Origin of the sequence: Kribbella turkmenica (genome assembly GCF_004348725.1) — a bacterium.
GTDB lineage: Bacteria > Actinomycetota > Actinomycetes > Propionibacteriales > Kribbellaceae > Kribbella > Kribbella turkmenica.
In genome coordinates, this window is the sequence record NZ_SMKR01000081.1 from 21,513 (window position 1) to 32,202 (window position 10,690).

The following is a 10,690-nucleotide window of genomic DNA, read 5'->3' on the forward strand; positions in this document are numbered from 1 at the left end:
ACCCACCCTCTGGTGGGCTCACCCATCAGAAGTAGGACGTCAGAGGGCTCGGGCGGTGTAGCGGTTGTCCTCCTGCTTGAGGGACAGGGCCAGCTCGAAGGTTTCGCTGAGGGTCTCGGAGGTGAGGGCCTCGTCCATCGGGCCGGCGGCGACGATCCGGCCCTGCTTCAGCAGCAGGGCGTGGTTGAAGCCGGGCGGGATCTCCTCGACGTGGTGGGTGACGAGGACCATCGCCGGCGCGCCGACCGCGGTCGCGATCGAGCTGAGCGACCGGACCAGCTGCTCCCGGCCGGTCAGGTCGAGGCCGGCCGCGGGCTCGTCCATCAGCATCAGCTCGGGATCGGTCATCAGCGCGCGGGCGATCTGCACCCGCTTGCGCTCTCCCTCGGACAGCGTGCCGAACGTCCGGTCGCCGAGGTGGCCGATGCCGAGCTCGGTCAGCAACTCCCCGGCCCGCTGGTGGTCCAGGTCGTCGTACTCCTCCCGCCACCGTCCGAGAACCGCGTACGACGCCGAGACGACGACGTCCGCGACCCGTTCGCCGCGGGGCAGGCGATCGGCCAGAGCGGCGCTGGTGAGTCCGATCCGCGGCCGCAGCTCGAACACGTCGACCGCGCCGAGCACCTCACCGAGCAGGCCGGCCACGCCGGCGGTCGGGTGGATCTGGGCCGCGAGGATCTGCAGCAGCGTCGTCTTGCCGGCGCCGTTCGGGCCGATCACCACCCAGCGGTCGGCCTCGTCGACGGTCCAGTCGATCCCGTCGAGCAGCCGCGCCTCACCACGAACGATCGACACCCCGGCCAGCTCCACCACTGCAGTCATGCCCAAAACCTACGGGGTCGCCCCCGCACATCCGCGCGCGGCCTGCTGATGTCGTCCGGCCTGCCGCGTGGTGGGAGACTGGCGGGCGTGCTGACGACCTCCGCCTCGGTTCGGTTCACCGTCTGGAGCAACGCGATGCTGACCGGTGCCTGCGATCCGGACACGGCTGCCCACCAGATCCTCGGCGACGACGTCGGGCACCACGTCGCCGGGCTGACCGCGCATCCGGAGCCGGCCACGCTGCCGGTGGCGCTCAACCTGCTGCGCGCGACCGGGACGACGCAGGCGCACCTGGCGCTGCCGATCCCCGGCGACCCGATCGGCCTGGCCGGCCCGCCGACCTTCAACGAGGCCGCGCTGGAGTCCGGCGAGGCGGTCGTCCTGACGGGCGCCGGCATCGGCCTCGTTCCGGCGTACGTCGGTCCGGCCGTGCAGTGGACCGCGCTGACGGCCACCAGCCCGATGCCGGCCGACTTCGGCGAGGCCGACCGCGGCCTGCGGATGGCGTTGATCGACGCGGCCGAGTCGCTGGCGGCGCTGGACGTCGCGCGGTGGAAGCCGGAGATCGCGGACGCGCTGATCGACATCCGCAAGATCGGCAGCGGCCGCAACGACGACCTTGCCCCCGGCTACCAACCGCGGGCGGTCAAGGCCGCGGCGACCGCCCGGCGGTGCCTGGCGATCGCCGACGCGGCGCTCGAGGACGACGGTGCCGCGGTCACCGGTGCCGAGGCCGACGCCCGGCGGCGGACACTGCTCGACCTCGCGGCCGCGGCCCGACGCGCCCTGGTCGCCGCCTGCGCACCACCCGTGCCCGGCTGACCCCGGCGCCTGTCGCCGCCCGGCGGGTACCCGAGATCGCCGTCCGTTCACGCCTGCGATGTGGACCGGACGGCCGTCGCTGCGGTGACTTGGGTAGCGTTCGTGCTGCCATGACAGGACAGGCTGAGCTCGAGACGCCCTCGCCCGATCGCCCGACGCTGCTGGTCACGCTGACCGGAACCGACCGCCCGGGCCTGACCTCCGCTGTGCTCTCGACGCTGGCCACCCGCGGACTCGAGGTGATCGACGCCGAGCAGGTCGTCCTCCGGGGCCGCCTGGTCCTCGGGGTGCTCGTCTCCGCGCCGCGCGACCACAAGACGCTGAAGGAGGAGCTGAAGGCGCTCGAGACCGTCCTCGACGTGGACATCTCGGTGAAGAAGGGCATCGGCGACAACGAGCCCCGGCGCAAGGGCCGCAGCCAGGTGACGGTGATCGGGCACCCGCTGCCGGCCGCCGGACTGGCCGCGATCGCCGGCCGGATCGCCGACACCGGCGCGAACATCGACCGGATCAGCCGGATGGCCCGCTACCCGGTGACCGCGATGGAGATCGCCGTCTCCGGTGCCGATCCGGAGGCGCTGCGGACGGTGCTCGCGCTGGAGGGCGTCCGGCAGCGGCTCGACGTCGCGGTGCAGGCGGGCGGGCTGTACCGGCGGGCCAAGCGGCTGATCGTGATGGACGTCGACTCCACGCTGATCCAGGGCGAGGTGATCGAGATGCTGGCCGGGCACGCCGGCCGGCTCGAGGAGGTTGCCGCGGTCACCGAACAGGCGATGCGCGGGGAGCTGGAGTTCGCCGAGTCCCTGCACCACCGGGTCGCCCAGCTCGAAGGGCTGCCCGAGTCCGCGCTCGACGAGGTGTACCGGGCGATCCAGCTGGCGCCCGGCGCGCGCACGCTGGTACGGACGCTGAAGCGGCTCGGGTACCAGTTCGCGATCGTCAGCGGCGGCTTCAGCCAGATCACCGACAAGCTGGCCGCGGACCTCGGCATCGACTACGCCGCGGCGAACCAGCTGGAGATCGTCGACGGCAGGCTGACCGGCCGCGTGGTCGGCGACATCGTCGACCGGGCCGGCAAGGCGGTCGCGCTGCGCCGGTTCGCCGAGAAGTCCGGTACGCCGCTGTCGCAGACGGTCGCGATCGGCGACGGCGCCAACGACCTGGACATGCTCGCGGCCGCCGGTCTCGGGGTGGCGTTCAACGCCAAGCCGGTCGTCCGCGAGGCGGCCGACACCCACCTGAGCGTCCCGTACCTGGACACCATCCTCTACCTGCTCGGCATCAGCCGCGAGGAAGTGGAAGCCGCCGACGCGGACAACCCGGCCTGACGGGTGTGCTCCCTGGGGTGAGCGATGATCGCCCCATGCTTCCGCACGGTCCCGCCCCGCGGCACAGGACGATGCCGCACCGATCCGCCGGCTGACGGCGGCCGCCGAGACCGAGTGGCACAGCCGCGGCGCAAGTCGTACGACGAGTGGGCCCGGGCGAGCGTGGAACGGTCGACCTTGCGGCTTGGCGCGTCCGTGCTGGCGTTCGCCGGGGACGAGTTGGTCGGCGCGGCCATGGCATCGCCCGGGCGATGCTCGACCAGGCGTGCGCGGAGTTCATCGGCTGGGCCGTCGAGACTGCATCTTGTGGACCCGTTCCGGCACCGGTGCGCTCGGGATGTACGAGCGCCTCGGCATGCGCGTCCGCCACAGTACGACGGTGTACCGCTCGAGAGGCTGAGCCGGACCGGACCGTGACGAAGTGTTGACACTTCGCTATGAGAGCGCTCACATTGACCTCACCAACCCCTGGAGGTCGCTATGCGTTTCCGCCCCATGATCGCCGCATTGCTCGCCCCACTCCTGGTCACCGGTGCCGTGGCCGGCGCCGTCGGCGGCGCCCGTTCGGACGCCGCCCAGGCAAGCGTCCCGCCACCCGGTGACGGCTGGACGGCCGTCTGGAGTGACGACTTCGACGGCCCCGGCGGCACGCTGCCGTCGAGCGCCAACTGGATCATCGACACCGGTCACGGCTACCCCGGCGGCCCCGGCAACTGGGGTACGGGCGAGATCCAGAACTACACCAGCAGCACGAACAACCTCGCCCTCGACGGCACCGGCAATCTCCGGATCACCCCCCGCCGGGACGCGGCCGGCAACTGGACGTCGGCCCGGATCGAGACCCAGCGGGCCGACTTCAAGCCGCCGAGCGGCGGGGTGCTCGCGATCGAGAGCCGGCTCCAGATGCCGAACGTCACCGGCACCGCGGCCCTCGGCTACTGGCCGGCGTTCTGGGCGCTGGGCGCGCCGTACCGGGGGAACTACTGGAACTGGCCGGGCATCGGCGAGTTCGACATCATGGAGAACGTCAACGGGATCAACTCGGTCTGGGGTGTGCTGCACTGCGGGGTGAACCCCGGCGGCCCCTGCAACGAGACCAGCGGCCTCGGCGCCAGTCGCGTCTGCCCGGGCGCGTCCTGTCAGTCCGCCTTCCACACCTACCGGTTCGAGTGGGACACCAGCATCTCGCCGAACCAGTTGCGCTGGTACGTCGACGGGCAGCAGTACCACTCGGTCAGCCAGGGCCAACTGCCGGCCGACACGTGGACGAACATGACCTCGCACGCCGGCTACTTCATCCTGCTGAACGTCGCCATCGGCGGCGCCTTCCCGGACGCGCTGAACGGGCCGACGCCGCGACCCGAGACCGTTCCTGGGCACCCGATGATCGTCGATTACGTCGCGGTCACCGCGAAGGGCGGCGGCACCACTCCTCCGACGACACCGCCTCCCGGTGGCGGCAGCGCCTACAGCACCATCGAGGCCGAGACGTCGACCCAGCGGGCCACGATCGGCGTCGAGACCACCAGCGACACCGGCGGCGGTCAGAACCTGATGCAGATCGGCAACGGCGACTGGGCGCTCTACCGCGGCCTCGACTTCGGCAGCACGGCCGCGACGCAGTTCGTCGGCCGGGTCGCGTCCGGTGCCGCGGGCGGTGTCAGCGGTCTGGTCGAAGTTCGCCTGGACAGCCGCTCGAACGCCCCGATCGGCAGCTTCGCCATCGCCAACACCGGCGGCTGGCAGTCCTGGCGATCGGTTCCGGCCAACATCTCCGGTGTCACCGGCGTCCACGACGTCTACCTCACCTTCACCAGCGGCCAGCCCGCCGACTTCGTCAACGTCAACTGGTTCACCTTCGCCCGCTGACCGGATTGCGGCCCGGGAGGGGCTGACCACCTATCCTTCGGCTATGTCTGAACAGCAGGGTGGGGTGAGCAGCGGGCCGGGGGCCCTGTTCGCCATCGGCGGCGCCGAGGACAAGCTGAAGAAGCGCACGGTGCTGCAGGAGTTCGTCGAGGCCGCCGGCGGGCCGAGGGCGCGGATCGTGGTCGTGCCGACCGCGTCCGCGCTCGGGCCGGACATCGTCGACGTCTACCACGCGCTGTTCGCCGCCCTCGGAGCCGAGAGCGTCGTCGGCGTCCGGCCGGAGACCCGGGAGGACGCCGACGACCCGGCGTTCCTCGAGCCGTTGGACGACGCCACCGGGATCTTCATGACCGGCGGCAACCAGCTGAAGCTGGCCGGTGTCGTCACCGGTACGGCGTTCGGCCGCGCGATCACCGCGGCGCACACGCGCGGTGCGGCGGTCGGAGGTACGTCGGCCGGGGCCAGCATCCTGGCCGAGCACATGATCGCGTTCGGCCGGTCGGGCGCGACCCCGCGGCAGCGGATGAGTCAACTCGCCGGCGGCCTCGGCCTGGTTCAGGGCGCGATCGTCGACCAGCACTTCGCCCAGCGGAACCGGTACGGCCGGCTGCTGTCGCTGGTCGCCCAGTCCCCAGGGCTGCTCGGGATCGGCATCGACGAGGACACCGCGGCCGTCGTCCGCGGCACCCACCTCGAGGTCGTCGGCCGCGGCGCGGTGACGATCTTCGACGGCAGCCGGATCACGTCCAACGCCCACTCCACCAAACGTTCCGAGCCGATCCTCGCGTCAGGCGTCGTCCTGCACGTGTTGCCCGCGACGGCGACGTTCGACCTGCAGGCGCGGGTGCTGCTGTCGTACGGACCGCAGCCACCGGCCGAGGAGATCGCCGAGATGGAGGCCGCCGAGGCCGACCTGCGGAAGCTGGCCAAGGAGATCGCCGCCGAGGGGGTGTCACCCAGGTACTACGCGGACCGCAAGCGGCGTGCGGGTCGCCGCACGGCGAAGAGACCCGCGGCCGCCGGGGAGTCCAGACCGGAGGCGACCGAGCCGATCACGGCCGGCGCCGAACTCGCCACCCCCGACCTGCCCGCAACGCAATCAGACAGTGGGACTGAATGACCGACAACGCCCCCACGCAGGGCATCCCCAGCCCGGACCTGAAGATCATCGAGACCCGCGTCTACCGCGGGCCGAACGTGTGGAGCTACGAGCCGGCCATCCACCTGGTCGTCGACCTCGGTTCGCTGGAGAACTTCCCGTCCAACGCCATCCCCGGCTTCTCCGAGCAACTGCTCGAGCTCCTGCCCAGGCTGGACCAGCACCACTGCTCGCGCGGCCGCAGGGGCGGCTTCATCGAGCGGCTGCACGAGGGCACCTGGCTCGGCCACATCGCCGAGCACGTCGCGCTGCAGCTCCAGCAGGAGGCCGGCCACGACATGCGGCGCGGCAAGACCCGCCAGGTCAAGGGCATCCCGGGCCGCTACAACATCACCTACTCGTATGCCGACGAGTTCGTCGGGCTGTCCGCCGGTGAGCTCGCCGTCCGGTTCGTCAACCACCTGGTGCAGCCGGACCCGGAGTTCGACTTCACCACCGAGCTGGAGAAGTACATCAAGCAGGCCGAGCGGGCCGCGTTCGGCCCGTCGACCCAGGCGATCGTGGACGAGGCCGTGTCCCGCGACATCCCGTGGATCCGGCTGAACAAGGCCAGCCTGGTCCAGCTCGGCCAGGGCGTGCACGCGAAGCGGATCCGGGCGACGATGACGTCGGAGACCGGGTCGATCGCGGTCGACATCGCCAGCGACAAGGACCTGACCACGCGGCTGCTCGCGTCGGCCGGCCTGCCGGTGCCGCGGTCGGAGTCGGTCCGCACGGTCGAGGAGGCGGTGACCGTCGCCGGCAAGATCGGGTATCCGGTCGTCTGCAAGCCGCTCGACGGCAACCACGGGCGCGGTGTCTGCCTGAACCTGCAGGACGCGGACGCGGTCCGAAAGGCCTTCCCGGTCGCGGCCGAGCAATCCCGGCGCGGCTGGGTGATCGTGGAGAACTTCGTCACCGGCAAGGACTACCGCTGCCTGATCATCAACGGCCGGATGGAGGCGATCGCCGAGCGGGTGCCGGCGCACGTGGTCGGCGACGGCGTGCACACGGTCGCCGAGCTGGTCGAGATCACCAACGCCGACCCGCGCCGCGGCGTCGGGCACGAGAAGATCCTGACCCGGATCACGATCAACAACGCGGCCCGGGAGCTGCTCCGCGGCCAGGGCTTCGAGCTGGACGACGTCCCGCCCGAGGACACCATGGTCAAGCTGACGCTGACCGGGAACATGTCCACCGGCGGCATCTCGATCGACCGCACCTTCGAGGCGCACCCGGAGAACGTCGAGATCGCCGAGGAGGCGGCCCGGATGATCGGGCTGGACATCGCCGGCATCGACTTCATCTGCCCGGACATCACCCAGCCGGTGCGCGAGACCGGCGGCGCGATCTGCGAGGTGAACGCGGCACCGGGGTTCCGGATGCACACCAACCCGACGGTCGGCGAGCCGCAGTACATCGCCAAGCCGGTCGTCGACATGCTGTTCCCGCCGGGTGCGACCAGCCGGATCCCGATCGTCGCGGTGACCGGGACGAACGGCAAGACCACCACGTCGCGGATGATCAGCCACGTCTTCAAGGGGATGGGCCGCAAGGTCGGGATGACGTCGACCGACGGCATCGTGATCGACGAGCGGCTGGTGATCCGCGCCGACGCGTCCGGCCCGAAGTCGGCACGGATGGTGCTGCAGAACCCGCGGGTCGACTTCGCCGTGTTCGAGGTCGCCCGCGGCGGGATCCTGCGCGAGGGACTCGGCTACGAACGCAACGACGTGGCCGTGGTCTTGAACATCCAGCCCGACCACCTCGGCCTGCGCGGGGTGGACACGCTCGAGCAGCTGGCCGACGTGAAGGCGGTGCTCGTCGAGGCCGTGCCGCGGACCGGGTACGCCGTACTGAACGCGGACGACCCGCTGGTGCGCAAGATGCGGCGCAAGTGCTCCGGCCAGGTGGTGTGGTTCAGCATGGCCGAGCCGGGCAGCGAGGTCCGTGACTACATCGAGGGCCACTGCCGGCGCGGTGGCCGGGCCGTCGTGCTGGAGCGGTCGGAGCTGGGCGACATGATCGTGGTGAAGCACGGCCGCCGGTCGATGCAGCTCGCCTGGACGCACTTGCTGCCGGCAACGTTCGGCGGGCGGGCGATGATGAACGTGCAGAACGCGATGGCGGCCGCCGCGGCCGCGTTCGCCGCGGGGGCACCGCTGCACGACATCCGACAGGGGCTGCGGACGTTCAACACGTCGTACTACCTGTCCCCCGGCCGGCTGAACGAGATCGACGTCGACGGCCGGACCGTGATCGTCGACTACTGCCACAACGCGCCGGCGATGCGGATGCTCGGCGACTTCGTCGACCGGCTCGGCGAGAGCCTGCACGCGTCCTCGGAGCTCGGGCGGCCGTCGCGGATCGGAGTGGTCGCGACCGCGGGCGACCGGCGCGACGACGACATCCGTGAGCTCGGCGAGGTCGCGGCCAAGCACTTCGACGTGGTCGTCGTCCGCGAGGACGCCCGGCTGCGCGGCCGCAAGCGCGGTGAGTCGGCCGCGCTGGTCGAGGCCGGCGTACGGGCCGCGATGGAGAACAGCGCCCGCTGCCGCCAGGTGGACATCGTGCTGGACGAGCTGACCGCGATCCGGCATGCCCTCGCCCGTTCCAACCGTGGTGACCTGGTCGTCCTGTGCGTCGACCAGCACCGGACGGTGCTCGCCGAACTGGAGTCGGTGTCCCACCTCGCGCAGGCGGGCGCACGGTCCGGCGACGAAGGCGGTGACCCGGACTTCGTCCAGCCCGACGAGGAGGCCGATCCGGCCGAGTGACCGCGAGATCCCCGGGGTGATCCGGGACACGGCCGGGACGGCCTGTCGGCGGAACTCACCCGACGTCGGGGACGTTGGCCTGTCCGTGAAGCTGACGTTGCTGACGGCCGCGCTCGCGGTCGCCCTCCCCGTGCTGCTGTCCTCCTGCGGATCCTCGGATTCCGCCGGCCCCGCGACCACTCAGGCGGCCGCGAGTACGCCGTCAATCCTGATCGAGGACGCGTGGGTGCGGGCGACCGTCGGCGCCAAGGACACCACGATGACGGCGGCGTTCATGTCGCTGACCAATCCGGGCGACGCGGACATCCGGTTGACGTCGGCAACCTCTCCGCTGGCCGGGATGGTGCAGCTGCACGAGATGGCGATGAAGGACGGCACGATGGTGATGCGGGAGAAGCCGGGCGGCGTCAACGTTCCGGCCGCCTCCCACACCCACCTGTCCCCCGGCGGCGACCACGTCATGCTGATGGGTCTCGAGCAGCCGCTGAAGCCGGGTGACGAGGTCCCGCTCACCCTCGAGTTCTCGGACGGCACCAGCCGCGACCTGACCGTCCCGGTGAAGGTTTTCACCGAGGAGGAAGAGCACTACCACCCGAGTGAAACTCCAGCCGCCAAGTGACCGGTAGGCCGTCGCGACGGCAGCTCTTCGGGGTTGCCGGTGCGGCTGCGGTGGGGGCGGCTGCCGGTGGTGCCATCGTTGCTGTGGACAACGAGGCGCCGCAGCAGCCGCCGGTCCGGGCGATCAGTCCGTACGGCGAGCACCAGCCCGCGATCGCGGGGCCGACGCCCGAGCACGCCGAGTTGGTGGCGTTGAACCTGCTGCCGGAGACGGACAAGGCCGCACTCGGACGGCTGATGCGGTTGTGGAGCGACGACATCGTCGCCCTCGCCGACGGACGGCCGGCGCCTGGGGACAGCACGCCGGAGCTGGCGGTGGCGAACGTCGCGCTGACGACGACGGTGGGGCTCGGTCCCCGGGTGTTCGAGCTGACCGGGCACAAGCCGCCAGGCCTCGACGACCTGCCGGTGATGAGACACGACCGGCTCGAGCCCGCGTGGTCCGGCGGCGATCTGCTGGTGATGGTCGGCGCGGACGACGCCGTGAGCGTGGTGCACGCCGTACGGCGACTGGTGGCGGACGCGAAGCCGTTCGCGACCCCGCTGTGGCGGCAGACCGGCTTCTGGAACAGCACCGGCGCCGACGGACGGCCGGTCACCGGACGCAATCTCTTCGGCCAGGTCGACGGCACCGGCAACCCGGCCGTCGGCACACCGGACTTCGACCACACCGTGTGGTCGTCCGACGGCCCCGAGTGGTTTCGCCGCGGGACTACGCTCGTCGTCCGACGGATCCGGATGAACCTGGACGCCTGGGACGAGCTGACGCGGTCCGAACAGGAACGCGCGGTCGGCCGCACACTGTCCACCGGCGCACCGCTGACCGGCTCTGCCGAGCACGACGAACTCGACCTGCAAGCCCGCGACGCCGACGGCCGGCTGGTGATCGCGGAGAATTCACACGCCCGGCTCTCGCACCACTCGGTGAACGACGGTCGCCGCATCTTCCGCAAGGGCCTCAACTACGTGCAGGACAACGGCCCCACCCGCGAGTCCGGCCTGATCTTCCTCAGCCACCAGGCCGACGTCGCCGGCCAGTTCCTCCCGCTGCTCGCCCGCCTCGACGCGGCCGACGCCCTGAACGATTGGACCACCACCATCGGCTCCGCCGTCTTCGCCCTTCCCCCGGGATTCCAGGCCGACTCCTGGCTGGCCCACGAACTCCTCAGCTGACAGGTCACCCTGCGACGCCGATGGCGGCGGGTCAGGACGCGGGTTCCTGACGGCGGGCGAGTAGGCGGCGCTTCGGCTCGGGGCGGTCGATCCAGTCGAGGTCGTCCGACAGGACGGCGTCGTTCGAGCGGTCGGCGTACGGG

8 protein-coding genes are annotated in these 10,690 nt (G+C 71.3%); 7 read left to right on the top strand and 1 reads right to left on the bottom strand.

Annotated elements, in window-relative coordinates; translation table 11 throughout:
- Window positions 1–39: 39 nt before the first annotated feature.
- The gene (locus E1218_RS19275; protein ID WP_132322063.1) at window positions 40–822 is read right to left on the bottom strand and encodes an ABC transporter ATP-binding protein; all 783 of its coding nucleotides are present in this window, start codon (window positions 820–822) and stop codon (window positions 40–42) included.
- An 87-nt stretch (window positions 823–909) separates the two neighbouring features.
- Between E1218_RS19275 and E1218_RS19280 the strand changes: the two genes are divergently transcribed.
- The 7 genes from E1218_RS19280 to E1218_RS19310 all read left to right on the top strand — a co-directional run bounded on the left by E1218_RS19280 (window position 910) and on the right by E1218_RS19310 (window position 10,547).
- Window positions 910–1,644: a hypothetical protein gene (locus E1218_RS19280; RefSeq protein WP_132322065.1), complete on the top strand. Its 735-nt coding sequence runs from the start codon at window positions 910–912 to the stop codon at window positions 1,642–1,644.
- A gap of 110 nt (window positions 1,645–1,754) precedes the next feature.
- Window positions 1,755–2,972, top strand: coding sequence for a phosphoserine phosphatase SerB (gene serB / locus E1218_RS19285; RefSeq protein WP_132322067.1), 1,218 nt, complete (start codon window positions 1,755–1,757; stop codon window positions 2,970–2,972).
- 480 nt (window positions 2,973–3,452) lie between these two features.
- The gene (locus tag E1218_RS19290; protein ID WP_202866088.1) at window positions 3,453–4,841 is read left to right on the top strand and encodes a carbohydrate-binding protein; all 1,389 of its coding nucleotides are present in this window, start codon (window positions 3,453–3,455) and stop codon (window positions 4,839–4,841) included.
- A 43-nt stretch (window positions 4,842–4,884) separates the two neighbouring features.
- Entirely contained in the window at window positions 4,885–5,961 is a 1,077-nt protein-coding gene (locus tag E1218_RS19295; RefSeq protein WP_132322069.1) for a cyanophycinase, read from the top strand.
- The gene (cphA, locus tag E1218_RS19300) at window positions 5,958–8,756 is read left to right on the top strand and encodes a cyanophycin synthetase (RefSeq protein ID WP_132322071.1); all 2,799 of its coding nucleotides are present in this window, start codon (window positions 5,958–5,960) and stop codon (window positions 8,754–8,756) included. Before E1218_RS19295 ends, cphA begins: the two co-directional genes overlap by 4 nt.
- A gap of 85 nt (window positions 8,757–8,841) precedes the next feature.
- Window positions 8,842–9,375 carry a copper chaperone PCu(A)C gene (locus E1218_RS19305; protein WP_132322073.1) on the top strand — a complete coding sequence of 178 codons (534 nt, stop codon included), beginning with the start codon at window positions 8,842–8,844 and terminating at the stop codon, window positions 9,373–9,375.
- An 83-nt stretch (window positions 9,376–9,458) separates the two neighbouring features.
- Complete coding sequence (locus tag E1218_RS19310) at window positions 9,459–10,547, top strand: Dyp-type peroxidase (RefSeq protein ID WP_233712322.1); 1,089 nt, start codon at window positions 9,459–9,461, stop codon at window positions 10,545–10,547.
- Window positions 10,548–10,690: the final 143 nt, after the last annotated feature.